Genomic DNA, 26,996 nt, shown 5'->3' with positions numbered 1-26,996 from the left:
AAAGCTACGGTGCGGGACCCGTACGATTCAAATGGCGCTTGCTTTTGCCGCCCACTTGTTTAACGCCGTCTCGTCGCTGTCGCGCGCATCGACCCAGCGCGCCCCTTCGGGCGTGTCTTCCTTCTTCCAGAATGGCGCTTCCGTCTTCAGGTAGTCGATGATGAATTCGCAGGCGGCGAAGGCCTCGCCCCGGTGGGCGGACGAGACCGCCACCAGCACGATCTGCTCCTGCGGCAGCAGGGGACCTACACGGTGGATCACCAGCGCGCCGGACAGGGGCCAGCGCTCGCGCGCCTGCTCGACGATGGCTACAATGGACTTTTCCGTCATGCCCGGATAATGCTCGAGCTCCATGGCGGCCACGTCGAGTCCTTCGTTCATGTCGCGCACCGTGCCGACGAAGCCGACGACGGCGCCCACCTTGGGGTTGCCTGCACGCAATTGTGCGATTTCTTGACCCAAGTCAAAATCAGCTTGCTGGACGCGGACGGTGGTACTCATTTGACGTTGCCTCCGATACGGCGCAGCAGGGTTTCGATGCGGCTGGCCGTGCGCGCATCGGTGGCGGCGGCAATCGCGCACAGCTGCATCAGTTGCGACGCTTGCGTGAGCGGCTTCTGACCCGATTTCAGCGACGATTGCAGCACTTCCACCTGCATTTTCAGGCGGTCGCGGGCAAATTCGGCGCCGCTGTCGACGCCGGCGACGATTTCCAGGCGCAACACTTCATCGAGCAAGCGCTCCTGGTTGGCCTGCAATTGCCGCACGTAGGCGGCGCTGCCCTCGCCCAGCGCGGCCTGGGCGGCGGCAAAGCGCTGCTGCAGGCTGCGTTCGTATTGCGCGTCGAGCGGCGGCAAGGCGCTCCAGCGCTCGCTCCATGCTTGCGCATCGGTGCCAGCGCCATCAGCCAGTGCCGCTTCCAGCGACTGCACCAGGCGCAGCTTGTCGCGCAGGGCATTGGCCTGGGCCGCGCCAGCCCGTTCGGCGATGGCGTCCGCTTGCGCTTGCACGCCGGCGACAGCCGCCTGGTAGCGCTGCTCGATCTTCGCTTCGCTGGCGCGCGGCACGGGGCCCGTGGCGTTCCAGGCGGCGCGGGTGTCGCGCAGCAAGTGGTTGATGAAGGCGGTGCGGCTCTTGTCATCGCCCTCGGGCACGACGGCCGTTTCCAGCGCCGCGCACAGCGCTTCGCGCGCATGCAGGTGTTCGCGGCGCTCGTGGTCGGCCGCGTGGGCCGTTTCCTTGCGCTTGGCAAAGATATCGTCGCAGGCGGCGCGGAAACGCTGCCACAGCGCCTGTTCCGCGCGGCGCTCGAGCGGCAGGGCTTTCGCCAGTTCCTGCCATTTATCCTGCAAGGCTTTCAGCATGTCGACCGTGTTGCGCTCCGAAGGCTTGAGCAAGCCCACTTCGACGATCAATTGTTCGCGGCGCGCCGTCTCGATCTGGCGCTGCGTATCGAGCGGCTTCGACAGGGCGTCCAGCGCGGCGCCAAATTCCGCGTCCAGGCGTTTCTTTTCCTTGCGGTCGATGGTGCCCAGGCGCGTCCACGCCTGGCGCAAGCGCTGCGAGGCGGAGGCGACGTGTTTCCAGTCGGTACTCTCTTCGGCCGCCAGGGCCGCCGTTTCCGCGATCAATTCCTGGGCCTTGGCCGCATTGCCGTGGCGCTCTTCGGCCAGTTGCTTGAAATGCTGGGCCGCTGGCGCATAGGCTACGCTGCATGCCGCGTCGAAACGTTCCCACAAAGACTTCGGTGCGGGACCGGACAGGGTGTCGAGCGACTTCCAGCGCTCGCGCAAGCTGCCCACTTTCTTGGCCAGCTCGGCCATTGGGAGTTGCTGCGCCGGCAATTCCTCGCCCGCCTTGACCAGTTCCTCGCGCGACACGTTGCCGCCCCAGCGCGCCCAGTCGGCCAGGCGCTTGAACTCTGCGCGCACATGGGCCAGGCGGTCCGCTTGCGCCGGCGTCAAACGGCCGTGCTTGGTGTCGCGCAAAGTCTTGTCGTGTTCGGAAGCCACGTGCAGCAAGCCATCCTGCAGGGCCGCTTCCATGGCGTCGAGCACCTTGAAGAATTGCTCTGTCGCTTCTTTCGACACGGGTGCGTGTTCCTGACGCGGCTTGCGCGGTACAGGTACAGGCTCGGCATGGGCCGCTGCGGCCTCTGGCACCGCGTGCACGGGCGCCGGCGCGCTGGCCAGCACGGCCGCAAATTGCTGCTGCAAGCTGTCGGACAATGGCGACTCGGGCAGGCGCGGCAAGGCTTGCCAAGCGCGTTTCAAGACATCCACGTCAAGGGTGGCGGCGTCCTGCGCCTGCCATTCTGCCAGCGCGGCCTGGCGTGCGTCGAACAAGGCCTGGTGCTGCTGCAGCGCTTGCAAGGCGGACTGCGCCTGCTCGCGCGCCTGGATGAAATCGGTTTCCAGGTGTTTCGGCAAGGAGGCACGCTCGGGCGATTGCGCATGCTGCGCATGTTCCGCGTCGAGGCGTGCCAGCGCCTGCGCCAGCTCGCCGGCGGACTGGCCGCTGGCAGCCAAGGCGCGCGTGGCGGCAACGGCGTCGATCACGGCGCGCTGCAGCGCCACTTGCGCTTCCAGGCGGGCGGCCAGTGCGGCGCGCGCGGCGGCAAACGCCGTCGCCAGCTCGGGCGTGGCCTTGATGACTTGCCATTGGCGGTCCAGCTCGGCAACCTGGTTCGGGCTCAGCTTTTCATCGTTCAACAGGCGCTGTGCCGTGTCGATGCTGGCCTGGGCGCGTTGCGTCTCGGCTGCCTGGTGGCGGATCAGGTCGATGCGGCCCTGCATCAGTTTGGCCACGCGGCGGTCCGTGTTGCGCATGGCGTGGTGGACTTTTTCCAGCAAGGGCAAGGCGTGGACGTGTTCGGCCGCGATCAGACGGGCATCGGCAAATTCGCTGGACATGATGAAATCGGCAGCGGCGGCTTCGTCGCCGGCCACGGCATGGGCACGCGCAACCTGTTCGGCGCGGCGCGATGCGCTCTGCGCCGAGGCGGCGGCCTGTTCTGCCACGACAGGATCGGGTGCGGCAGTCTTGCTGGCAGAACGCTTGAAGAGAAATTCGAACATGACGGGTTTCGCGTGGATCAAAACCACCATCATAACAAAGCCCGGAGTATTGCATCGGACAGGTATGTACAAGTTACCAAATCAGTAACATAGTAAGCAAGCTGGCATTTCTCCTATGAGAGCGCCAGTGCAAAACCACGGACGCGGCCCCGGCGCAAACGGGTGAACGGGGTGTGCGCTCGCTCCCCGTTCAAGCCTGCGCGCGCAGCGGCTGCGGCGGCACGGGCGACGCGGACTCTGTGCCATCCGCTATCGTTTCGGCGCTGCCGCCGGCTGCCGGCAAAACAAAAGGCAGCACCTGCGCCTTGCCACGGCGCGCTTCCTGCGCGCGCGCGTCATGGGCGAGGAACTGGTAGGCGATGGCAAACCACGTTTCGCCGACGATGACCTTGCGCGCCAGCGCGAACAGTTCGCGCTCTTCTTTTTCCAGGCGCTGCAGCAAGGCCGCGCAAAAGGCGTCGATGGCCGCGCACAGCTGCTCGGCCTGCGATTCGGAATGGTCGATGGCGGCGCCCACGCGCTGCTGCACGACGTTGATGCTTTCCAGCGCCGCATGGTTCAAACCGTTGAGCTCATTGAGCAAACCGTCCGCATGCGGCGCGGCCTGGCGGATGGCGGGGATCAGATACATCTCCACCTTGCGCCAGTAGCCGCCCTGGTACAGCCGGCTCAGCCAGTCGCCCGCATACTGCAGCTGGGCCAGGTTGAGCCTGCTCTGGTGGCGCAGCTGCACATGCATGTACTTCTGAAAGGCCAGCAGGCTCATGCGGATGCTGGCCTGTTCCACCGACAGGGAAACCAATATATATGTTGCCGTAAGCATGCACTCACTCCCGAAAATGGGCTGGATGTCTGATCCTGGAAGTGAAAGTGTAAAGACTACCGACAGCGGCCGGTTTGATCCTGCACAAACCCGCGGCGGGCCAGCCGCGCTTTCTTTTACGGCGCGCGCAAGCCGATATGCAGGTTGACAACACCAGGCTCTTCCGACGGCGTGACGTCGCCGCCAAAGCTTTTCACCAGCCGCTGCATGCCCTTGTTGCGCGCCATGGCCTCGCCCACGAGCGCTTCCGTGCCGCGGCTGCGGAAATAATCGACGAGCTTTTCAAACAGGATGTGGCCCAGTCCCTTGCCTTTCAGGGCCGAGCGCACGGCGATGGCGAAGTCGGCGTGGATATTGTCCGGGTCGGCCACGGCGCGCACCACGCCCAGGGTTTCCGGCTTGCCGTCCGGCCCCGTGTGCGTGGCAATGAAGGCCATGGCGCGGTCGTAATCGATCTGCGTCAGGCGCGCCAGCTGCGACACGGGCAGCTCGCGCATGGATGTAAAGAAGCGCAGGCGCACGTCGTCCGGGTCCAGCGCGTGGAACAGGTCCATGTGCTGCGGCGCATCCTCGGGGCGGATGGGGCGCAGCAGAATCGGCTGGTCCATCCACGTCACCTGCTCTTCCAGTTCCTGCGGATACGGGCGGATGGCCAGGCGGTCGCGCTGCTGGCCCGGCTGCAAGCGGATGCGCGCGTCGAGGGCGATCACGCCATCGGCATCGGCCACCAGCGGGTTGATGTCGAGTTCGGCCAGTTCGCCGATGTCGGCCACCAGTTCGGCCACCTGGATCAGCGTGTAGCAGATGGCGTCGATGTCGGCCGGCGGCTGGTTGCGGTAGCCGGCCAGCAGTTTCGACACGCGTGTGCGCGCCAGCATGTCGCGCGCCAGCACCATGTTCAGCGGCGGCAGGCCGATGGCGTGATCGGCCGTTACTTCCACGGCGATGCCGCCCTGCCCCACGAGGATCACGGGGCCGAAGGCGGCGTCGGTCGTCACGCCGACGATCAATTCATGCGATTGCGGCCGGCGCGCCATCTGCTGCACCGTGAAGCCGTCGATCAGCGCATCGGGGCGCATGCGGCGCACGCGCTTGAGCATGGCGGCGGCGGCAGTGCGCAGGATGTCGGGCGTGTCGAGGTCGAGCGCCACGCCGCCCACGTCGGATTTATGCGCGATGTCGGGCGAATGGATCTTCAGCGCGACGGGATAGCCGATCTCGGCCGCCACGGCCAGCGCCTCTTCCACGTCGGCCGCCATGCGCGTGGTGGCGACGGGAATGCCGTAGGCGGCCAAAATCTCTTTCGAACGACATTCGCCGAGCACCGTCTGGCCGGCCGCCAGCGCGGCGGCGACGATTTCGCGCACCCTGGCGCGGCGCGGCGTGGCCGACATGGGCAGCTGCGCCGGCACCTGCATCAGGGTTTCCTGGTTGCGCCGGTACTGCACGATCTGCATGAAGCCATGCACGGCCTTTTCCGGCGTATCGTAGGTGGGAATGCCGGCCCGGTTGAAGACCTGGCGCGCGGGCGCCACGGTGGTGCCGCCCAGCAGGCATGACAGCACCGTGCGCGAAGTGGCCTTGATCAGCGGCGTGACGGCTTCGGCGATGTCGATCGACGAGACCATGGCCGTTGGCGCGTGCAGCAGCAGCAAGGCGTCCGCTTGCGGCTCGTCGAGCAGCGGCTTGATGGCGTCGGCATAGCGCTGCACGGCCGCGTCGCCGGGCAAGCCCACGGGGTTGTCGTGCGACCAGCCCCGCGGCAGCGCCTTTTCCAGCGCGATCACGGTGTCGGGCGACAGCTCGGCCAGCTTGCCCCCGCTGCTCACCAGCGCGTCGGTGGCCATCACGCCCAGGCCGCCGCCGTTGCACAGGATCGCCAGGCGCTCGCCGCGCTGCGAGCGGATATGCGTGAGGGTTTCCACGGCGTCGAACAGTTCTTCGGCCGAATACACGCGCAGCATGCCGGCGCGGCGGATGGCCGCGTCGTACACGGCGTCGGAGCCGGCCAGCGCGCCCGTGTGCCAGGCCGCCATGGCCGCGCCTTCCGCCTCGCGCCCCGCTTTCAGGACGATCACGGGTTTGCTGCGCGCGGCCGCCCGCGCGGCCGACATGAACTTGCGCGCGGCCTGGATATCTTCCATGTACAGCAGGATGGCGGCAGTGTCGATGTCGCCGGCCAGGTAGTCGAGCAGGTCGCCGAAATCGATGTCGTAGCTGGCGCCGAGCGAAATGAACTTGGAAAAACCCACGCCGTGCGCGTTGGCCCAGTCAAGCACGCCCGACACCAGCGCGCCCGACTGCGACACGAAGGCGATCTTGCCGCTCGTCGCGCCGACATGGGCGAAGCTGGCGTTCAAGCCCAGTTTCGGCACGAGCAGCCCCATGCTGTTGGGCCCCAGGATGCGCAGCAGGTGCGGCTTGGCCGCTTTCAGCATGGCCATGCGCAGCGACTGTTCGCGCACGGGATCGAGGCCCGACGTCATGACGATGGCCGCGCGCGTGCCCAGCGCGCCCAGTTCGCGAATCAGCGCCGTGATGGTGGCAGGCGGCGTGCAGATGATGGCCAAATCGGGTGCCTTCGGCAAGTGCGCCAGCTTGCGGTAGCATTTCAGGCCCATCAGTTCGTCGTACTTGGGATTGACGGGCCAAATCTCTCCCTGGTAGCCGCCGCCCAGCAGGTTGTACAGGGCGATGGCGCCCAGCTTGCGCTCGCGCGCCGTGGCGCCGATCAGGGCCACCGAGGCCGGCTTGAACAGCTTGTCGAGATTACGGATACTCATGTTCTGGCCTCATGGTTTGCCGGAGCGGCTTGGTCACGTCCAGTGTATAGGATGCGTTGCCAAAAAAACTTGACCTTGTCACGCGTTTCGCAAAAAATCACGCGCCTACCAGCGCGAGCGGTGGCTTTCCGTGACACCCGCCAGCTGCGCCACGATGCGCTTGGGAGACTCCGCGCTGGTGCGCACCCAGCCGCTGAACGTGCCGATGGGCTGGATGTAGCGGCTGGCGGCGATCCACAGGTTTTTATCTTCGCGCCGCGCGCCTTCCGGCTTGAAGTGCAGGTCGAGCAAATCGTCGTCCGTCCACACATGCCAGGGCGCCAGCGGATTGTCGGGATTGAAATCGAAATGCGCGCGGCCCAGCGGATACAGCTGGCCATCGAGCCACAGCGCGTTTTCATGCGCGCCGAAATAGCCGGCCTGCAGATTGAATCCCAGGTCCAGGCTGTGCGCCGAAGCCCAGCGCCATTCCGTCTCGCGCGCCAGCAGCCCGTTCGAATAATCGAAGCTGGCCACGCCGTCATCCAAACTGTAGCCGACGGCGCCGCAGCGCACGGTGCCCCACAAGGGCAGACCGCCCGACTTTTGCGTCGCATGCACGCTGCCGCCCTCGCCCACGGGGCCGATGGCCAGCAAGGTGGGCGCCACGGGCGGGCCGCATTCCGCATCGATGCCGAAATGGCCGCAATCGAGCCGCAAACGGTAGCGCTGCTGCGGCTGGGCCTCGATGCTGATTTTTTGCGACAAAAAACGGAAACGGCTGCTGGCGCCCGCATGCGGCGCCACCGATGCGCACAGACCGGGGATGCCATCCTGCGAAAAGCTGGCCACGATCTTGCCCTTGTGGCGGTCGAAGGCATACGCGAAGGCCGTGCTGGTCCAGCCCAGGTCGACGATGGCCACGCCGCAAAATACGGCCGGTGTCGACAGGGCCACGTAATGCCAGCGCTTGTGGTGGAACAAGCGCCAGAGGCCGCCGCGCGCGTACGGCGGCGCCAGCGCGACCCAGTCGAAAGCGTCCAGCTGGCCCGTGTAGCGGCCGAAACATGGCTGGCCGTCGGCGTCGAGCAGCGCGGGCGGAGCCGGCGGCAACATCATGCGGCCTGCCTTGCGGCGGCGCCGCCGTCGTGCAGCGCCTCGGCCAGCAGCGCGCCAAAAGCGGCCGGCTGCGCCTGGGCTATTTCAATATCCGGGCAGGCATGCCAGAGCGCCAGGCGCCGCACGGCGCCGGCCACGTCCTGCACCAGGCGGGGGCTGACGCGCACGCCGTCTTCCAGCGCCAGCGACTTGATCTCGAAGCGCCCCTGCGCGCGGTGCGCCTTGGCGTCCAGGCGTCCCACGAGCGCGCCACGGCGCAAGATCGGCAAGGTGAAGTAGCCGTAGCGGCGTTTTTCAGCGGGCGTGTAGCATTCGAGCCGGTAGTCAAAGCCGAACAATTCCAGGGCGCGGCGGCGGTCCCAGACGACGGGGTCGAACGGCGATAAAATCGTCGTCAGGGTGGGCGCCAGCTTGCCGGCGGCCGCCGCGCGCGCCAGTTCCGCGTGATCGGCATGCACGTACACGGCGTCCATCCAGCCATCGACCGTGCAGCGCAGCAGCGCCCCCTCGTCCACCAGCGCCTGCAAATCGTGCGCCAGGCTGGCGCGCGGCTGTTTGGTGCGGAAGTAGTCGCTGATCCAGCTGGCGCGCGCCAGGCCCAGCGCCTTCACGCTGGCCAGCAGCAGGCGCCGGCGCACCTGTTCTTCCGATGGCAGCAAGCCGTCGTGCCAGCCCGGCAGCACCCGTTCGGCCAGGTCGTAATAACGCTGGAACTGATGACGCTTGGCGATCATCAGCACGCCCGAGGTAAACAAGACTTCGAGCGAGCGCTTTTCCGGCTTCCAGCTCCACCAGCCACCGGCCTTGCCATCCGTGCGCTCGAAATCGGCCGAGCGCGCGGCGCCGTTGGCGCGGATATGTTCGAGCACGGAAGCGACGGCCTCGCCCTGCTCGGCCATCCATTTGACCGAATACTTCCAGCCCATGGCGGCCGGGTCGAGCATGCGGTGGCGGTACAAGCCATAGTCTTCAATGGGCACAAAGCACGCTTCATGCGCCCAGTATTCGAACAGCGCGCCCTCGGCCAGCAATTGCTCGAGCCACGGCTGCGGATAGTCGCCCAGCCGGCTCCACAGCACCAGGTACGGGCTGCGCGCGACCACGTGGATGGTGTCGATCTGCAGCACGCCCATCTGGCGGATGGCGGCCAGCACGTCGGCCTTCACGGCCTTCTTGCGGCGCGCCTGCAGCAAGCCCTGTGCGGCCAAGTGCAAGGCGCGCGCGGCGGCCAGGGAGAGGGGCGCGAGTATCGGTGCGGCTGGCGGAATCGGCAAGGTCAGTTCTTCCTCAAAAAAAAGGGACGCGTCGGCGGCAGGCATTTCAGGAAGATACCGCATTCCCGTCGCGCGCCACGCATTTTTTCTTGAATTTTATGGCTCTGTCATCGGCAAGTAGGGGAAATGCCGGAATCTTCCCTTGGATGTCTTGTCTGACTCTGCATACTTACCCTGCAGGAGCAGATCATGCGGTCAGCCGAATGGATCACCTTGATTGCGCAGTTTGCTCGTTTGAGCAGACGCCAGCGGCAGGCAGGCATTGCCCTGCTGCATGGCAACGCGCCACACGACGCGACCGTCGCGCTGCTGGAAAATGTGGCGCAGCCGCGATTGGCCTGTCCCGCCTGCGGCTCGGCGCACCTGCACCGGCATGGTCATGTGCACGGACTGCAGCGCTACCGTTGCGTGCCCTGCGGCCGCACCTTCAACGCCTTGACGGGCACGCCGCTGGCGCACCTGCGCCACAAGACCTTGTGGCTCGATTACGCCGATTGTCTGCTGGCATCGGATTCCGTGCGCAAGGCGGCGTTACAGCTGGGCGTACACCGCAATACCACGTTTCGCTGGCGCCACCGTTTTTTGTCGTTGACAAAGACGGACCGGCCGCATGGCCGGCACGGCATCGCCGAGGCAGACGAGTTATATCTGCTGGAATCGGAAAAGGGATCCAGAAACATGACGCGTCCGCCCCGCCGCCGGGGCGGCCATGCCCATAAACGCGGCATATCGAACGAACAGGTCTGCATCCTGGTGGCGCGCGACCGTACGGGACAGACCCTCGATTTCGTCACGGGAAAAGGAGCGCTAACCAAGGCGCAGTTGCATCACTGTTTGTTGCCCGTCATCGACAAGGATGTGCTACTGGTCACCGATGGTCATGCAGCCTATCGGGCTTCGCCAAGGAAGCGGGGATCAGCCACCAGGCCGTCAACCTGCGCGCCGGCATCCGCGTGCAGGGCGCCGCCCACGTGCAGAACGTCAACGCCTATCACAGCCGTTTGCGACAATGGATGGGGCCGTTTCACGGCGTGGCGACGCGCTACTTGCCGAACTATCTGGGATGGCGTTGGATACTCGACGCCAGGCGTATCCGTTCACCGGAAACGCTGTTGAAAGCAACGCTGGGTGCATTTCCACATCTAACGGTGACATAGCCAATTTTATTCATACCTTCGCACATTTTTAGTCACCTTGCGCACCAGCATAGTGCAAAAAACCCAGGCTATATGAACAGTTGATGACAAGCGCACGAGACTTCTTGACATGCCGTATGTGCTTCTATAACTTAAGAACAATATTGCCACACAGCAATTAAACCACTCCCCTATCTTTGCCCGCAAGGCGCTGCCGTGGCGGTGAAGCACGCGCAACACCATAGGCGGGATGCGGAGGTAGCCCGTCTGACCAATCTCGCATAACCAATAAAAACAAGGAAGATCGCATGCACACATCCCTGCTTCGGCCCCGGCAGCACCAGGCCGGCTTCATCCACTTTTCCAGGCGGCACCTGCCGCTGGCCGTGGCCCTGCTGCTGGCGGCATGCGGCGGCGGTGGCAGCGACAAGCCGGCCACGCCCGCCATGGCCCAGCACCTGCTGGCGCAGCCATCGGCCGAAACGGCACTGACGCCAGTCGCCGCCACGGCCAGCTCGGCGGAACGGGGCGACCTGTCGGCCAGCGCCGCGATCGACCGCAACGACGGCACGCGCTGGGGCAGCGCGTTCTCCGACAATGAATACCTGACCCTCGATTTCGGCATCTCGCAGCGCATCACGCGCGTGCATATCGCCTGGGAAAACGCGCACGCCAGCGCCTACCTGCTGCAGGTATCGGACGACAATACGCACTGGACCACCATCCAGAACGTCAGCGACAGCAAGGGCGGCATCGAGGACATCACGGGGTTCGACGCGCAAGGACGCTACCTGCGCATGCAGGGCGTCAAGCGCGTGGGCCAGTATGGCTACTCCATCTTTGAAATCCAGGCATTTTCGGGCACACCCGTACTGCCGCCCGTGACGCCGCCCGTCACCGAACCGCCCCCGGTCACCATCGATCCTGGCCAGCCCGGCGTGGCCATCTCGCCCGTGGCCGCCACTTCCTCTCCCGTGGAAAACAACGGCATGTCGGCCGCCATGGCGATCGACGGCAAGACGGACACGCGCTGGGCCAGCAAGTTCGAGGACGGCGCCTGGATACAGTTCGACTTCGGCGCGAAGACGCCCGTCGGCTACATGAAACTGCTGTGGGAAAACGCGTACGGCAAGCAGTACGCGCTGCAAGTGTCCGACGACGGGCAGAACTGGTCGCAAGTGCGCTACGTGAGCAATGGCCACGGCGGCACCGAGGAATTCTTCAACCTGGGCATCCATGCCCGCTACATCCGCCTGCAGGGCGTGGCGCGCGCCACGCAGTATGGCTATTCGCTGCTGGAAGTGAGCTTCAAGACGCCGGGCAGCGACAACAGCCTGCCGTCGACCGCGACGTCGGCGCTGAAATTCCCCGCCAACGGCGCCGGCTGGACACCGCTGCCCGCCGCCGCGCAGCCGCTGGAAAGCCTGCAATTCACGCTTGCCGACGGCACGCTGGTGACGCGCTTCGGCGCGCGCGGCCTGGCGCGCCATGGCCGCGAGCGGGGCGAGGAATGGAATGAGATCGGCTACGGTCCGAATGAAACGGTCGATCCCGTCACGGACCTGCCGCAGGACAAGGGCCCGGGCAACTACCTCACTTTCGTGCCGCAGTACTTCAAGAACCGCACCTGGGGCGTGGAAATCATCGACAACAGCAAGGTCCGCGGCGTCACCAAGCCTACGCTGATCGTCAACCAGTACACCACCGTCGATTTCCTGTCCGGCGGCGTGGCCTTCTTCCGCGGCTTCGACCGTCCCGGCGTGACGGGCTATGGCTGGATGTCGCCCGGCGAACTGGTGGACCGCAACGTCCCCGTCTGCAAGCCGATGGCCTATCCGGCCAACGACAGGCTGACGAACGCCAACGGCATCAACGGCGCCTGCACCTTGCTGATCAAGGAGTACCCGGGCCATGGCGGCCTCGATGCCGGCGGCATGCCGAATGGCACCGAGGTCAAGGCGCGCGCGCTGACGGCCGGCGACATCATCGAAGTGTCGCCATCGATGTTTTCCACCACCGCGTCGATGGCATCGAAAGGCGATGATGGCGGCATCCGCTACTACTCGTACGAATGGACGTATGTGGTAGGCGCGGGACTGCGGCCGTGGTATGGCGTGCAGCCGCGCCTCAATGGCGTGCCCCTGCCGGAAGAAACGCTGTCCGGCGGCCTCGGTTCCGTGTCGTATAACTACTCGGACAACGCCCTGTTCATGTTCCAGCAGCCGCACAACAACATCGGCATGCAGAACATGCAGCGCTTTGTCGAGGGCCGCCGCCTTGTGCACACCAACTTCACCACCGGTGACCACAACGAAGGCGGCAACGACCGCTACGCGCCCGCCGTCGGCCTGCAGGGACAGCGCTACGGCCAGTCGGCCTGCATCGCCTGCCACGTCAACAATGGCCGCAGCCCCGCGCCGATGGCTGTGAACCAGCGCCTCGACACGATGGCCGTGCGCGTCGCCAGCATCAATGCGGCGGGCCAGCAGGTGCCGCACCCGCAATACGGCACGGCGATCCAGATGAATGCCGTGTCGCCGTCCGGCGCGCCGCAAAACTGGGGCAACAGCGTCAGCGTGGGTGGTTTTACGACACGCAAGACTACCCTGGCCGATGGCACGCAGGTCGAACTGCGCAAGCCGACCTTGGCCTTCGAAGGCCCCGTGCCGCAAATCGTCTCTCTGCGCGCGGCGCCGCCGATGATCGGCACGGGCTTGCTGGAAGCCGTGCCGGAAGCCGACATCCTGGCGCGCGCACGCAGCACGCCGGATGCCGACGGCGTCATGGGCCTGCCCAACTATGTGTATGAACCGGAGACGGGCGCCGTGCGCCTGGGCCGCTTCGGCTGGAAGGCCGCGAAAGCCACCTTGCGCCACCAGGCCGCCGACGCACTGCTGCTGGACATGGCCGTCACCTCGCCCGTGTACCGCAACCGCGCCTGCATGGCGGGGCCGGCAGCCTGCGCGGCGGGAGGCGCCCAGCCGGGCATCTCGGAAGCGGACCTGCAGTCGATCACGCAATACCTGGCCCTGGTGGCCGTGCCGGCACAGCGCAGCATCGCCAGCGGCTTCCCGAAAGGCGTGGCGCCGATCGAGGAACTCAAGGTCGACCCGCAGCAGGTGGCCGCCGGTTCGAAGCTGTTCCAGGGCATGCGCTGCGCCGCCTGCCACACGGTGGAAATGAAGACGGGCGCGGGACATCTGTTTGCGGAACTGCGCAACCAGACCATTCGCCCGTACACCGACCTGCTGCTGCACGACATGGGCCCCGAACTGGCCGACACCTTCACGGAAGGACAGGCGCAAGGCAGCATGTGGCGCACGGCGCCCCTGTGGGGCATCGGCTACACGGAAAAAGTCATGGGCAATGGCGGCAAGGCTGGCTACCTGCATGACGGCCGCGCGCGCAGCCTAACGGAAGCGATCCTGTGGCACGGCGGCGAAGGGACCAAGGCGCGCCAGCGTTTCGAGAATCTGTCGAAGACGGACCGCGAGACGCTGCTGGCTTTCCTGAAGTCGCTGTAAGCATGTGAAGCACCGCTGGCGGGGCCGTCATGGAAACACGACCGTCACCGCCAGCCCCCTGCCCTGCAGCCCTTCGCCAAGGATGATGTACGCGCCATGCCGTTCGGCGATGCGGCGCACGATGGACAGTCCCAGGCCGCTGCCGGGCAGCGCTGTGCTCCCAAGGCGCACGAAGCGTTCGAACACGCGCTCATGCAGATCTTCGGCGATGCCGGGCCCCGTGTCAGCCACGCGCACATAGCTGCGCCCCGCTTCCACGCCGCAGCTGACGGCCACAAAGCCCGGCGCAGGCGTATAGCGCAGCGCATTCTCGACCAGGTTACGCAGCAGCAGCTGCAGGCTGTCCGCATGCAGCGCGCACGGCGCCGGCGCCATGTTCACGCTCAGCGACAGTCCGTACGGCGCGGCCAGCGCCTTCCATTGGGCGCCCTGCTGCGCCAGCAGGTGCGCCAGGTCGCCCGGCGCCAGCGCCAGTACAGTATCCTGCGCCTGCGACTGCGGATCGAGCTGCGCCAGCGCCAGCAACTGGTTGACGAGGCGCGTGGCGCGCTCCACGCTGGCGCCTAGGGCGGCGATGAATTCCTCGCGTTCGTCCGCGCTGCGGGCCCGCTGCAGCACTTGCAGATTGGTCTTGATGGCGGCCAGCGGCGTGCGCAGCTCGTGCGCCGCATCGGCCGTGAAGCGCTGCTCGTTGTCGCGGCTTTGCCGCACCCTGCCGAACAGGCGGTTTATTTCCAGCAGCAGCGGATGCAGTTCGGCGGGCGCGCCCGCCAGCCTGACGTCGGCCAGTTCATCGGGCGTGCGCGCCGACACTTCATCGGCCGACGCCTGCAGCACGCGAAACACGCGGTGGATGCTCCACCAGATGGCGATCGTGGCCAGCGCCACCAGCAGCAGGCCGAACAGCGCGATGCGGTAAAAGAAGCCGCGGCTGATGTCGTCGCGGTGGCTGGTCGGCTCGGCCACCAGCAGTTGCAAAGTGCGCTGCGGGTCCCACAGCGAAAACAACCGCCAGCGCTGGCCGCCGATGCTGGTCCAGGACAGGCCGTCCGGCGCGCTGCGCGACAGGGCGATATCGGACGCCGCGTCATTGCGGTACAGCACGCGCTGCTGCGCGTCGCGCACCTTGAACAGCAAATACTGATGGGGATTCGGATGGCCGCGCAGCGGCACGTCGATCGGCCCCGTCAAGCCGTGTTTGCGCGCATCCTTTTCCACCAGCGACAGCAGCAGATGACCCGTCTCGATCAGCGACTGGTCGAACAATTCCTGGCTTTCACGGCGCGCTTCCACGTACACGATGGCGGCGCTGCCCACCCACAGGGCCAGGGTCAGGCCCAGCAGCACGGCCAGCAGGGTGCGCCGCAAGGACCAGGTTTTCACGCCGCCGCCAGCCGTTAAGAATCTCTTAAGAACTTCTGCGCAAGATCCGGAGCGAAATATTTTTTGGGATGCCATGTCCGCAATTGTAAATGATTCTTATTGCCTCAATGATTCCCATTAGCTTGCACAGCAACACACACCAATAACTCATCCACCATCAGGAGTTTGCATGTCCAACAGCACCCGCCGCGCGCCCCTGCCGCGTCCCACCACCCTGGCCCTGGCCGTGGCCGCCCTGTCCTGCCTGCCGGCGCACGCCCAGACGGGCGCGCCTGCCAGCATGCCGGAAGTGGTGGTCTCCGCTTCCGGTTTCGAGCAGGACATCAAGCAGGCGCCCGCCTCGATCACGGTGCTGACGCGCCAGGAACTGTCGAAGGAACGCTTCGGCAACCTGACGCAGGCGCTGGAAAGCGTGGAAGGCATCGACGTGGGCGCGGCGGGCGACAAGACGGGTGGCATGAACATCAGCATCCGCGGCATGCCCAGCGACTACACCTTGGTGCTGATTGACGGGCGCCGCCAGAACGCGGCCGGCAACGTCACGCCGAACGGCTTCGGCGGCACGCAGACGAGCTTCATGCCGCCGCTGGCCGCCATCGAGCGCATCGAGATCATCCGCGGCCCCATGTCGACCCTGTACGGCTCGGACGCCATGGGCGGCGTGATCAACATCATCACGCGCAAGGTGGGCAAGCAGTGGATGGGCTCCGTCTCGGCCGACTACACCGTGCAGCAGGAATCGGACTTCGGCGACGTCAAGGCCGGCCGCTTCTACCTGAGCGGCCCCATCGCCACCGACCTGCTGGGCCTGTCCCTGCGCGGCAGCAAGCAGCGCCGCGATGCGGCCGACATCCGCTACAACGACGGTACCGGTACGGAAGTCGTGCCGAACATGGGCGCCAACCCCGTGCGCGCGGACATTGAAAACTTTGGCGCGCGCCTGGCCTTCACGCCGAACCGCTACCACACCGTCATCCTCGACGCGGACGCAGGCCGCCAGACCTACGACAATTCGAAGAAACAGCTGGGCACCCTGGGCTTGCAGGGCGGCTACGGTCCCGAGCAGAAATACAACCGCGACCAGTGGACCCTGTCGCACACGGGCCGCTTCGGCTTCGGCACCCTGGACAGCAGCTACATGGTGAACAAGACGGAGACCCTGGGCCGCACGATTCCGCCAGGCACGCCCGGCGCCGTGGCCGGCAGCGCACGCACGCTGGAAGTGGAAAGCCAGGTGTTCGACACCAAGCTGGTCATGCCATTAGGCAAGCACATGGCGACCGTCGGCGCGCAATGGTGGAAGGCGGAAATGACGGACGGCGTGGCGCCGAAGAAATTCGAATTCACGCAAAAAGCCCTGTTCGTGGAAGACGAATGGCAAGTGCTGGAGAACGTCGCGCTGACCTTCGGCGCCCGTTATGACGATCACAGCATCTTCGGCGGCCAGACCAGCCCCCGCGCGTATGCCGTGTGGAACGCGACGCCGAGCTGGACCGTCAAAGGCGGCATCAGCAAGGGCTACAAGACGCCGCGCGTGGAGCAACTGTCGCCAGGCATCAACGGTTTCGGCGGCCAGGGCACGATCCCCCTCGTCGGCAGCCCGGACTTGAAGCCGGAAACGAGCACGACGACGGAAATCGGCGCCTACTTCGACAACCTGGCCGGCTGGACGGCCAGCGGCTCCCTGTTCAACAACGAATTCAAGGACAAGATCACGACGGGCACCGGTCTCGTCAACTGCGACTACCGTCCGTCGCCGAACCGTCCAGGCTGCGTCAGCTTCGGCAACTGGCCCAACGTCGATGCGTTTGGCCAGTCCGTCAACGTGGATGAGGCCGTCACACGCGGCGTCGAGCTGAACACGCGCTTCCCGCTGGGCAAGACCTTGTCGGCCAGCGCCAACTACACGTACACGGAAAGCGAACAGAAGAGTGGCAGCAACGCGGGCAAGCCGCTGAGCGACACGCCAAAGCACGCCGTCAATGCGCGCCTCTCGTGGGATATCTCGCGCGAATGGAATGGCTGGCTGCGCGCCGAGTACCGCAGCGAGCGCTTCCGCGATCCGGGCACCTCGGCTTCCACGCGCGCCGCCAAGGCCGCGCTGGGCGACTACAAGGGCTACACCATGCTGCACCTGGGCACCAGCTACCAGCTGAACAAGCGCGTGACATTGAACGCGGCCGTGTACAACCTGCTCAACAAGGACTTCATCGATTACCAGCCGTACCGTGGTTCGTCGGCGCCGACCTTGACCTACGCCAACCGCTATGTCAACAGCCTGGACGGACGCCGCCTGTGGCTGTCGGCCACCGTCGATTTCTGATGAGTTGATGGCTGACCAGCCATAGAGCACAACGGGCTGCCTCAGGGCGGCCCGTTTTCTTTGTCAGGCCGCTTTCGGCTTGTCGATGCAATAACCGATCGCATGCACGGTGCGTATCAAGTCCCGCCCCAGCTTCTTGCGCAGGTGGTGGATGTGCACTTGCACGGCATTGCTTTCCACTTCGCCGCCCCAGCTGTACAGGTTTTTCTCCAGCTGTTCCCGGCTCAGCACGCGCCCGCCATGTTCCAGCAGCAGTTGCAGGATGCGAAATTCCTTCACCGTCAGGGTCACGGGCAAGCCTCCCTGCGTCACTTGCCGGTCCGCGATATCGACCACGAGGTCGCCGTGCACGAGGTGCTCGCGCAGGCGGCCGGCGGCGCGGCGGCAGGCGCTGCGGATGCGCGCGGCCAGCTCGTCGAGGTCGAACGGTTTGACGATGAAGTCGTCGGCGCCCGCGTCGAGGCCGGCGATGCGCTCGCCCACCGTGTCGCGCGCCGTGACGACCAGCACGGCGCCGCTGTAGCCGTTATCGCGCAACACGCCCAGCGCCTGCATGCCGTCCTGCCCGGGCAAGCCCAGGTCGAGCAGGATGCAGCCATAGTCGTGCAGGCGCACGGCCGTGTGCGCGTGTTCGGCGCTCGTGACCCAGTCGACGGCATAGCCGCCCTGCTCCAGGCCGATCTGCGTGGCGCGGCCCAGCTGCGGGTCGTCTTCGGTCAGCAAGATGCGCATGGCGAAGCGGCGCGGCCCGCTCAGTCCTTTTTCTTGATCAGGCCCGCCAGCGCGGCAAACGGATTGTGCGTGGCCGGCGCCACCTCGGCCGACAGCAGGCCGGCGCCACGGTCCGCTTCCAGGTAGCGCGAGTGCTCATTGTCGTGGCAATACAGGCACAGCAGTTCCCAGTTGCTGCCATCGGGCGGATTGTTGTCGTGGTTGTGGTCGCGGTGGTGCACGGTCAGCTGCTGCACGTTGGCACGCGTAAATTCGCGCATGCAGCGGCCGCAGACCCACGGGTACATCTTCAGCGAGCGCTCGCGGTAGCCGCTCTCGCGCTGGTCGGCGGCGCGGCGCGCTTCGGCCACGATCTTGTCCAGCCGTGCCGCATCGGGCTTTTTACTCTGCATGACAACTTTCGATATGGGAGGTAGAAGCATCCATTTTAATGAGGATGGGGGCGCAATTGTACTTTTTCTGCCACGCCGCCAGCCCGTGTCGCCACCGGCGCACCTTTTTTAGCGTGCGCGGCACCACAGATACTTGATTTAACGCAAAATAAGCCCAGCGACAGACCGCGAACAGACGATGGGCGTGGCGGCGACGGGCTTATGCGCAAGGCAGCCGATTTCGGCTATCATGCGCGCCACGCCGCCCCTCCCTTTTTCCATGAATCTAGCCTGCAAGCGCCCGTGATAGCGATAACGAGACCCCTGCAACGCCTTGCCCGCCGCCTGTACCGCATCAGTCTGGTGCCCCTGTTCGCGCTCATCCTGCTGCTGGCGCTGTGGGCGGCCGTCTACTATCAGGTGGGCCAAGAGCGGGCCAGCGCCGTGCGCGACGCCGTGGCCGCGAGCCAGTCGCTGGCGCGTACCCTGGCCGACCATACCAGTTTCACGCTGCGCCAGACCGACCATGCCACGCAATTGTTCAAGCTCAAATACGAGGAAACGGACGGCGGCCTGCGCCTCAATGAATTCACGCGCCGCCAGGGCCTGCTCGACAGCGTGCTGCCATCGAAGCTGGAACTGCCGATCGCCCTCATCGACGCGCAGGGCAACGTCATCGACAGCGCCCACGCCTATCTGCCGGAAAACCTGGCCGCGCAGCCATTTTTCAGGGCGCTGGCCGCCAATGCATCCGACACGGTTTTGGTCGACACACCGATGCTCGACGCGGACGGCAAGCGCTGGACCATCCGCCTGGCGCGCCGCCTGAACGATGCGCGGGGCCGCTTTGCCGGCGCCATCGTCATCCACGTCGACCCAACGTATTTTGTCGACGACTACGACCGCCTGAACCTCGACGAGCATGGCGCGCTGATGCTGGTGGCGCGCGACAGCGGCCTGACGGTGGGCCGCATCGGCGAGCAATTGATCCTCAGCGACCGCATCGACTTCCGCATGCCGGGTCCGCCGCGGCACGCCCCCGAGGAACTGCTGATCGAGCCGCCCGTCGACGCGACGCCGCGCATCTACAGCTACCGCGAGCTGCCGCGCTACCCGCTGCTGGCCGTGGTGGGCGTGAGCCGCGCCGTTGCCCTGGCCCGCTTTGAACACCGCCGCCTGTTGTATGTGGGCGCGCTGCTCGCCGCCAGCGTGCTCATTGCCGGCTTTACGGCCCTGCTGATGCGCCAGAGCGCGCGCCTGCGCCGCAGCATCCGCCAGGCCACGGAAACGCAGGCGCTGCTGCGCGCGGCGCACCACGGCAGCCTCGACTCGGTGCTGCTGCTGAAAGCCTGGCGCCCCGCCCCGGGCAAACCGGTGGAAGACTTCATTTTCGCCGACATCAACGAGCGGGCCGCCGACATGCTGGGCAAGCCGCGCTCCGAACTGCTGGGCCAGCGCGTGCTGCAGCACATGCCGCTGCTGCGCGGCGAGCGTTTCTTCCAGCGCTTCGTGCTGGTGATGGAAACGCGCCAGCCGCTGGAAGATGAATTCGAGCTGACCCTGGCCTCGGGCGCCACGCGCTGGCTGCGCCACCAGGTGGTGCCGATCACCGACGGCGTGGCCGTCACCTCGCGCGACATCAGCGCGCGCAAGCACGACGAACTGGCGCTGCAGGACAACCGCAGCTTCCTGCAGTCGCTGATCGACCATCTGCCCGTGCTGGTCTACGTGAAAAGCGCACGGCCGGAAAACTTCGGCCAGATGGAAGTGTGGAACAAGGCGGCCGAGGACATCACCGGCCACCTGGCCGCCGACGTCATCGGCAAGACCGATTGCCAGGCCTTCCCGCCCGACTTCGGCCTGCACGACGCCGAGGACGACCGCGCCATCCTCGCCGAGCACGGCGTCATCGACCATACGGAAAAGCCGCTGCGCCTGGCGGACGGCAGCCTGCGCTACCTGCGCGCCGTCTCCGTGCCCGTGTTCGACGAGCGCCAGCAGATCGAACATATCCTGTGCATCGCCGAGGATATCTCGCAGCGCCGCCAGCAAGAGCTGGAACTGCGCCAGAAACAGGCCGAACTGGCCGCCGTCAACGACGCCTCGCCGCTGGGCCTCGTGCGCCTGGACCGCCAGCGCCGCTGCACCTATGTCAACCGCACCTTCGAATCGATCACGGGCTTGCCGCGCGCGGCCGCCCTGGGCGCCGGCTGGACCAGCGCCCTGCACCCGGACGACTATCCGCTGATGCACGTGGCGCTGGAACAGCTGACGCGCAGCCATGCGCCATTCCAGTCCACCTTGCGCTGCCTGCAGCGCGACGGCCGGCTGGTCTGGGTCTCCGTCAAAATTGCCCCCATCCTCATCGACGGCAAGATCGAAGGCTACGTGGGAACCCTGGACGACATCACCACCTTGCGCGAATCGGAAGTGGCGCTGCTGGAAAGCGAAGCGCGCCTGCGCACCATCGCCGACACCTTGCCAGCCATGATCGCCTACATCGACGCCGACCAGGTCTACCGCTTCCTGAACATCGCCTATGAACGCGAATTCGGCCTGACGGGCCGCCAGGCGCTGGGCAAGCGCGTGCGCGACACGGTGGGCGAAGCGCGCTACCGCACGGTGGCGCCGTATATCGAAAGAGTGCTGGCCGGCGAAACCCTGAGCTTCGAGGAAGAAGACGAGAAGGAAGGCATCGAGCGCTGCCTGGAAGTGATCTACATCCCGCAGATCGGCGAAGACAAGCTGCAGGTGGTGGGCTTTCACGTGATGCGCCAAGATATCACCGTGCAAAAGCGCGAAAAACAGCGCCTGCTGAAGCTGGCCCAGGTCGATGCGCTCACAGGCCTGTCGAACCGCGCCGGCTTCCAGCAAAAACTCAGCGACGCCATGCACGCGAGCCGCCAGCAGCAGCACCTGATGGCCGTCATGTACATGGATATCGACCGCTTCAAGCCCGTCAACGACACGCACGGCCACGGCACCGGCGACGCCCTGCTGCGCGCCTTCGCCCAGCGCCTGACGCACACCATGCGCGCCACCGACATCATCGCCCGCCTGGGCGGCGATGAATTCACCATCATCATGGAACAGATCACCCGCCCCGACGACGCGGCCGTGCTGGCGGAAAAAATCGTCGCCGCCATGCAGCAGCCGTTCGAACTCGACGGCATCACCGTGCGCATTTCCGCCAGCATCGGCCTGGCCTTCTACCGCGACGAAGACATTTCCCCCGCCGTGCTGCTGCAGCGCGCCGACGTGCTGCTGTACAAGGCCAAGCAGGATGGACGCAATACATACAGAGCTGGCGCATTGACGGCTTGATGGCTGAGGGCAAGCCCAACTGAAGGCTGGGGTCAGTCGCTTCGCGATCGGCAAGTTCCCTACCAGGAAACATGTCCCCAACGGGTCTGACCCCTATCATTCCTGCTATATTGGCGCCTGTCCTCCCTACCGTTGCCACACCATGCGCCTGCTGCACACTTCCGACTGGCATCTGGGCCAGACCCTGCACAATTTTGAAAGGGGCTACGAACACCAGCGCTTCCTCGACTGGCTGCTCGACACGCTCGTGACGGAGCAAGTCGACGTGCTGCTGGTGGCGGGCGACGTATTCGACAACGCCAACCCGTCGGCCGCCTCGCAAAAGCAGTTATATGTCTTCCTGCAACAGGCGCGCGCGCGCCTGCCCGCGCTGCAACTGGTCGTCGTGGCCGGCAACCACGATTCGGCGGGACGGCTCGAAGCGCCCGGCCCCCTGCTGGCCGCGCATGGCACCCACGTAATCGGCCATCTGCTGCGCGACGAGGCAGGCAATATCGACCTGGAACGCCTGCTGCTGCCGCTCGCCGGCGGCGACGGGCAAGTGCAGGCCTGGTGCCTGGCCGTGCCCTTTTTGCGTCCCGGCGACGTGCCGAAACTGCCGGCCGGCGACACGCAGGACGCCTACCTGGGTGGCATCGCCCTGCTGTACCGCCAACTGGCGGACCTGGCGCTGGCGCGCCGCCAGCCCGGGCAAGCCATCGTCGCCATGGGCCACTGCCACATGGTGGGTGGCGAAATGTCGAACGACTCCGAGCGCCGCATCGTCATCGGCGGCACGGAAATGCTGCCGTCGGGGATCTTCGATACCGCCATCGCCTATGCGGCGCTGGGCCATCTGCACAAGGCGCAGGCCGTGGGCGGTCAGGAGCACATCCGCTACTGCGGCAGCCCGATTCCCCTGTCGTTCGCGGAGGTGAATTATCGGCATCAGGTGCTGTGCCTCGATATCGATGGCGAGCAGTTGACTGAGGTGCGCGTCATCGAAGTGCCGCGCGCCGTGCCCTTGCTGCGCGTGCCCGCCACGCCGGCGCCCATCAACGAAGTGCTGGTGCAGCTGGCCGCCCTCGACGTGCCTGCGGCGCCAGCGGAAGCGCAGCCCTTCCTGGAAGTACGCGTGCGCCTCGATGCGCCGGAACCGGGCCTGCGCACGCGCATCGAAACGGCGCTCGACGGCAAGCACGTGCGCCTGGCGAAGATCGAAACGTCGAGCGCGGCACGCAGCAGCGCGCCCGAGAACCTGACGCTCGACCAGTTGGCACAGCTGCAGCCCGACGACATCTTCCGCCGCCTGTACCTGCAAAAATACGGCAAGGAAGCGCCCCCCGAACAACTGTCGGCCCTGGCCGAACTGCTGCTGCCCGGCGCGTGAGCGCAACTGAAGAACCATGAAAATACTGAACATCAGCGGCAAGAACCTGGCCTCGCTGGCCGGCGAATTTGAAGTCGACTTCCAGCAGGAGCCGCTGGCGTCTTCCGGCCTGTTCGCCATCAGCGGCCCCACGGGCGCGGGCAAGAGCACCTTGCTCGATGCCCTGTGCCTGGCCCTGTACGACGCCACGCCGCGTTTGCTGAAAGTGCTGGGACGGGGCAGCGCCCTGCCCGACGTGGGCAAGGAAACCGTCAATGCCCAGGATACGCGCACCCTGCTGCGGCGCGGCACGCCCGACGGTTACGCGCAAGTGGACTTCGTCGGCAAGGACGGCGCAAGCTACCGCGCGCGCTGGAGCGTGCGCCGCTCGCGCACCAAGGCGGAAGGCGCGCTGCAGGCCACCGCCATGAGCTTGCACCAGCTGCCCGCGCTGCAACCCATCGGCGGTACCAAGACGGAAGTCAAGGAAGAGATCGAAAAGCGCATCGGCCTGTCGTTCGACCAGTTTACGCGCGCCGTGCTGCTCGCGCAGAACGAGTTTTCCACCTTCCTCAAGACGGAAGACAATGAACGGGGCGAGTTGCTCGAAACCCTGACGGGCAGCAGCATCTATACGGATATCTCCATGCGCGCCTTCGAGCGGGCGAAAAAGGAAAAACAGGTCCTCGAACGCCTGGGCGAAAAACTGGCCGACCAGCGTCCCCTGTCGCCGGAAGAACGGGCCGATACCGAAACGCTGTGCAGCGCGGCCGACACCACCCTGCACACCATCGACTTGCGCAAGGCCGTGCTGGAACTGCAGCAGCGCTGGCACCAGGAGACGCACAAGCTGCAAGCCCAGGTGGCGGCGGCGCAAGAGGCGCTCGATGGCGCGGATGCCGAACGGGCCGCCGCCGAAGAACGCCGTGCGGCGCTGGCGCAGTGGGAATTGCTGCAGCCGGCGCGGCCCCTGATCGACGACGTGGCGCGTCTGGCGAACGACATCGCCAGCACGGGCGCGGCCTTGGAAGCGTCGCGCGCGCAGGCGGCGCAGGCCGAGGCCAGCGAAACGCAACTGGCGCAGGCAGTACAACTGGCGGCAGCGGCCTTGCAGGCCAGGGAAGCGGCGCAACACGATGCGGCGCCCCTGCTCGACCAGGCCAAGGCGCTCGATGCCGGTATCCTGGCCCAGCTGCCCGCGCATGAGCAGGCAAAGCAAGCGGCGCAAGGTGCCGACCAGGCCAACGAGGCTGCGCGCGCCGCGCTGCACACGCTGCAGCAGCGCCAGCAGACCGCGCAGGCGGAACAGGAAGCGGGCAGTCAGTGGCTGGCATCGCACCAGCAGTGGCAGGCGCTGGCGCAATCGTGGCAATTATGGGATCAATTGTTTACCCAGGCCGGGCAAGCGGCCGCGCAAGCCGATGCGGCCGACGCCAGCATGGCCGCATCGGCGCGGCAGGTGCGCCAGGCCCTTGACACCACGCAGGCGGCGCAAGATGCGCTGGCCAGCGCCGCTGCCGAACTGGCGCTGCGCGATGCCGAACGGCGCGAGGCGCTGGCGGCCGTGCAAGCCATCGATGGCCTGGGGCTGCAGGAACAGCGCGGCCAGCTGGAGGCACACGCGCGCATCTTGACCAGCGCGGAAAAAACCTGGAGCGAACTGGCACGCCAGCGGCAGGCGCTGGCGCACTGGCAAGCGAAGGCGGCCCAGCTGGCGCAGGCCGCGCAAACGGAAAGCACGGCATTGGCGGCGGAAGCGGCGCAAACGGCGCTGCTGGAAGCACGCCTGGCGCAGGCGGAAAAATCGTTGAAGGGCGCCGAAGCGGCATGCGCGGCCAGCGTCGAGCAGCTGCGGGCCAATTTGCAGGATGACCTGCCCTGCCCCGTCTGCGGCGCGCTGGAACACCCGTACAGCCACGCCGACGACGCCTTGCAGGCGATGCTGGCCAGCTTGCAGGATGACGTGCTGGCCTGCCGCACGCAGGCGCGCGGCAATCTGGAACGGCTGGCCACGCACAAGGCGGCACTGGCCGCCCATATGCGCGAACAGGCGCAAACGGCGGAAGAACTATCGGCACTGCCGTCCATCATCGACGGCCTGAATGCGCAATGGCAGCCGCACGCGGACACCCTGCAGCTGCCGCCGGTAGACGAGCGCGCGGACTGGTTCACGCAGCAATTGGCGGCCAATGCGGCAGGCTTGCAGGCGCTGGCGCAGCAGGAAACGGTGCTGCGCCAGGCCAGCGCGCGGCGCGAGCAGGCGCAGGCGGCGCACGAACTGGCATCCAGCGAGCACGCGCGCTGCACCAGCACCGTCGCCGAGGCGCAAGCGCAGCTGGTGCAGCTGCAGGCGCAGCAAGCGGGCAACGCCGACAAGGGCGAGACGGCGCGCGCCACGCTCGATGCCTTGCTGGCGCAGCTCGATGGCGCCTTTGCCGACGCCGACGGCGCCGAGGACTGGAAAGACAGCTGGCGCGCCGGCCCGGCCGACTTCCGCGCGGCGCGTGAATCGGAAAGCCGGCAATGGCTGAAACAGCAGGCGGACCAGGACAAGCGCGGCCACGCACTGGCGACCCTGGCCGCGCAACTGGAAGCGGCGCTGCTGGCCGCCGGCAAGGCGCGGCACACGGCGCAGGAAGCCCATGCCGTCTTTGCCGCCGCCGACAAACAGCGAACGGCACTGCAAGCGCAGCGCCACGCGCTATGGCAGGGCCAGAGCGTGGCCGAGGTCGAGCGCAGCCTGGCAGCGGCCATCGCGCAGTCCAAAGAACAGCTGGCGCGGCAGCAAACGGCGGCGCAGTCGGCCAGCCAGCAACGCACGCGCCTCGACGAAGCATGCGCGCAGTTGTCGCGGCGCCTGGCCGCCTTGCGCGAACAGGAACACGGCGCCGCCGCCGCCCTGCACGACTGGCTGCGCCAGTTCCAAGAAGCCCATCCGGCCCAAGCTCCCGCCGACATGGCCGGCTTGCGCGCGCGACTGGCCATCGCGCCGGACGCCATGCGCGCCGAACGCGACGCCCTGCAAGTGATCGCCGACCGCCACACGGCAGCCGTTTCCGTGCTGGCCGAACGCCGGCAGCAGCTGGCCGCGCATGTGCAGCAGCCGCCCGAAGCGCTGGAAATGGACGTGGCCGCGCTGCAGGCGGCGCTCGGCGCCCTGCTGCAGGAACGCCAGGCGGCCAACGAGGAAGCGACGCGCTTGCGCCTGGCCATCGCGCAGGACGACGCCCGGCGCCACAGCGCGCAAGCGATGCTGGCGCAAATCGAGGCGCAAGCCGTCATCGAGCGGCGCTGGGCCAGCCTGAATGAATTGATCGGCTCGGCCGACGGCAAGAAATTCCGCAACTACGCGCAGCAATTCACCCTGGAAGTGCTGCTCGGCTATGCCAACGCGCACCTGAACCACCTGGCGCGCCGCTACCAGCTGGAACGCATCGACAACCCGAACAATCCATCGCTGGGCCTGATGGTGCGCGACCAGGACATGGGCGGCGAGCTGCGCTCCGTGCACTCGCTGTCGGGCGGCGAATCGTTCCTCGTCTCGCTGGCCCTGGCGCTGGGCCTGGCCTCGCTGTCATCGAACCGCGTGCGCGTGGAATCGCTGTTCATCGACGAGGGCTTCGGTAGCCTGGACACGGAAACCCTGCGCGTGGCCATGGATGCGCTCGACGGCTTGCAAGCGATGGGCCGCAAGGTGGGCGTGATCTCGCACGTACAGGAAATGACGGAGCGCATCGCCACCCGCATCCTCGTGCAGCCGGGGTCCGGCGGCAAGAGCGTGGTGACCGTACGTTAGGTCG

General features: G+C 66.4%; 14 protein-coding genes and 1 pseudogene. 6 read left to right on the top strand and 9 right to left on the bottom strand.

The genetic code is table 11. The features are described from left to right. Positions 1–27 precede the first annotated feature (27 nt). From moaE to AC54AG_RS14995, 6 genes are all read right to left on the bottom strand, one after another. Positions 28–501 carry a molybdopterin synthase catalytic subunit MoaE gene (gene moaE, locus AC54AG_RS15020; RefSeq protein ID WP_331777687.1) on the bottom strand — a complete coding sequence of 158 codons (474 nt, stop codon included), beginning with the start codon at positions 499–501 and terminating at the stop codon, positions 28–30. Beyond that, positions 498–3,077 (bottom strand): DUF349 domain-containing protein, encoded by a 2,580-nt coding sequence (locus AC54AG_RS15015; protein ID WP_496630799.1) that lies wholly within the window; start codon positions 3,075–3,077, stop codon positions 498–500. The genes moaE and AC54AG_RS15015 overlap by 4 nt, the downstream gene beginning before the upstream one ends. A gap of 190 nt (positions 3,078–3,267) precedes the next feature. After that, positions 3,268–3,900 (bottom strand): hypothetical protein, encoded by a 633-nt coding sequence (locus AC54AG_RS15010; RefSeq protein WP_496630797.1) that lies wholly within the window; start codon positions 3,898–3,900, stop codon positions 3,268–3,270. Positions 3,901–4,016: 116 nt separating this feature from the next. Further along, on the bottom strand, positions 4,017–6,683 hold the full coding sequence (locus tag AC54AG_RS15005) for a bifunctional acetate--CoA ligase family protein/GNAT family N-acetyltransferase (protein WP_496630796.1): 2,667 nt from the start codon (positions 6,681–6,683) through the stop codon (positions 4,017–4,019). A 105-nt stretch (positions 6,684–6,788) separates the two neighbouring features. Beyond that, complete coding sequence (locus AC54AG_RS15000) at positions 6,789–7,781, bottom strand: DUF2804 domain-containing protein (RefSeq protein WP_496630795.1); 993 nt, start codon at positions 7,779–7,781, stop codon at positions 6,789–6,791. Beyond that, positions 7,778–9,055 (bottom strand): winged helix-turn-helix domain-containing protein, encoded by a 1,278-nt coding sequence (locus AC54AG_RS14995; protein ID WP_496630794.1) that lies wholly within the window; start codon positions 9,053–9,055, stop codon positions 7,778–7,780. Before AC54AG_RS14995 ends, AC54AG_RS15000 begins: the two co-directional genes overlap by 4 nt. 189 nt (positions 9,056–9,244) lie before the next feature. Between AC54AG_RS14995 and AC54AG_RS14990 the strand changes: the two are divergent. Then, positions 9,245–10,212 (top strand): annotated as a pseudogene (locus tag AC54AG_RS14990) (IS1595 family transposase). A gap of 287 nt (positions 10,213–10,499) precedes the next feature. After that, positions 10,500–13,715, top strand: coding sequence for a di-heme oxidoredictase family protein (locus AC54AG_RS14985; RefSeq protein WP_331777682.1), 3,216 nt, complete (start codon positions 10,500–10,502; stop codon positions 13,713–13,715). A 27-nt stretch (positions 13,716–13,742) separates the two neighbouring features. Here AC54AG_RS14985 and AC54AG_RS14980 read toward each other — a convergent pair whose 3' ends face one another. Then, complete coding sequence (locus tag AC54AG_RS14980; RefSeq protein WP_331777681.1) at positions 13,743–15,098, bottom strand: sensor histidine kinase; 1,356 nt, start codon at positions 15,096–15,098, stop codon at positions 13,743–13,745. Between the two features lie 169 nt (positions 15,099–15,267). On the opposite strand from AC54AG_RS14980, the gene AC54AG_RS14975 reads away from it, so the two are divergent. Continuing rightward, positions 15,268–17,421, top strand: coding sequence for a TonB-dependent receptor domain-containing protein (locus tag AC54AG_RS14975; RefSeq protein ID WP_331777680.1), 2,154 nt, complete (start codon positions 15,268–15,270; stop codon positions 17,419–17,421). Between the two features lie 63 nt (positions 17,422–17,484). Here the strand turns inward: AC54AG_RS14975 and AC54AG_RS14970 are convergent, their stop codons facing one another. Continuing rightward, a complete protein-coding gene (locus AC54AG_RS14970; protein WP_331777679.1) occupies positions 17,485–18,153 on the bottom strand; it encodes a response regulator in 669 nt (222 codons plus the stop codon). 20 nt (positions 18,154–18,173) lie between these two features. Then, positions 18,174–18,545, bottom strand: a complete 372-nt coding sequence (locus tag AC54AG_RS14965; protein WP_034755042.1) for a YajD family HNH nuclease — start codon at positions 18,543–18,545, stop codon at positions 18,174–18,176. A gap of 282 nt (positions 18,546–18,827) precedes the next feature. Between AC54AG_RS14965 and AC54AG_RS14960 the strand changes: the two genes are divergently transcribed. From AC54AG_RS14960 to AC54AG_RS14950, 3 genes are all read left to right on the top strand, one after another. Beyond that, on the top strand, positions 18,828–21,848 hold the full coding sequence (locus AC54AG_RS14960; protein ID WP_331777678.1) for a PAS domain-containing protein: 3,021 nt from the start codon (positions 18,828–18,830) through the stop codon (positions 21,846–21,848). A gap of 142 nt (positions 21,849–21,990) precedes the next feature. Next, positions 21,991–23,217: an exonuclease SbcCD subunit D C-terminal domain-containing protein gene (locus AC54AG_RS14955; RefSeq protein WP_331777677.1), complete on the top strand. Its 1,227-nt coding sequence runs from the start codon at positions 21,991–21,993 to the stop codon at positions 23,215–23,217. 16 nt (positions 23,218–23,233) lie between these two features. Further along, positions 23,234–26,992, top strand: coding sequence for an AAA family ATPase (locus tag AC54AG_RS14950; protein WP_496630793.1), 3,759 nt, complete (start codon positions 23,234–23,236; stop codon positions 26,990–26,992). Positions 26,993–26,996 lie beyond the last annotated feature (4 nt).

The sequence above is a fragment of the Janthinobacterium sp. BCJ23 genome, assembly GCF_059617945.1.
This window is presented reverse-complemented; position numbering and strand designations above follow the sequence as displayed.

Excerpts from the sequence above, each read along its gene's own strand:
- moaE (WP_331777687.1), bottom strand. The coding sequence starts at position 501 with ATGAGTACCACCGTCCGCGTCCAGCAAGCTGATTTTGACTTGGGTCAA.
- AC54AG_RS14970 (WP_331777679.1), bottom strand. The coding sequence starts at position 18,153 with ATGCGCATCTTGCTGACCGAAGACGACCCGCAGCTGGGCCGCGCCACG.
- AC54AG_RS14955 (WP_331777677.1), top strand. The coding sequence starts at position 21,991 with ATGCGCCTGCTGCACACTTCCGACTGGCATCTGGGCCAGACCCTGCAC.
- AC54AG_RS15000 (WP_496630795.1), bottom strand. The coding sequence starts at position 7,781 with ATGATGTTGCCGCCGGCTCCGCCCGCGCTGCTCGACGCCGACGGCCAG.
- AC54AG_RS14985 (WP_331777682.1), top strand. The coding sequence starts at position 10,500 with ATGCACACATCCCTGCTTCGGCCCCGGCAGCACCAGGCCGGCTTCATC.
- AC54AG_RS15010 (WP_496630797.1), bottom strand. The coding sequence starts at position 3,900 with ATGCTTACGGCAACATATATATTGGTTTCCCTGTCGGTGGAACAGGCC.
- AC54AG_RS14975 (WP_331777680.1), top strand. The coding sequence starts at position 15,268 with ATGTCCAACAGCACCCGCCGCGCGCCCCTGCCGCGTCCCACCACCCTG.
- AC54AG_RS14950 (WP_496630793.1), top strand. The coding sequence starts at position 23,234 with ATGAAAATACTGAACATCAGCGGCAAGAACCTGGCCTCGCTGGCCGGC.
- AC54AG_RS15005 (WP_496630796.1), bottom strand. The coding sequence starts at position 6,683 with ATGAGTATCCGTAATCTCGACAAGCTGTTCAAGCCGGCCTCGGTGGCC.
- AC54AG_RS15015 (WP_496630799.1), bottom strand. The coding sequence starts at position 3,077 with ATGTTCGAATTTCTCTTCAAGCGTTCTGCCAGCAAGACTGCCGCACCC.
- AC54AG_RS14965 (WP_034755042.1), bottom strand. The coding sequence starts at position 18,545 with ATGCAGAGTAAAAAGCCCGATGCGGCACGGCTGGACAAGATCGTGGCC.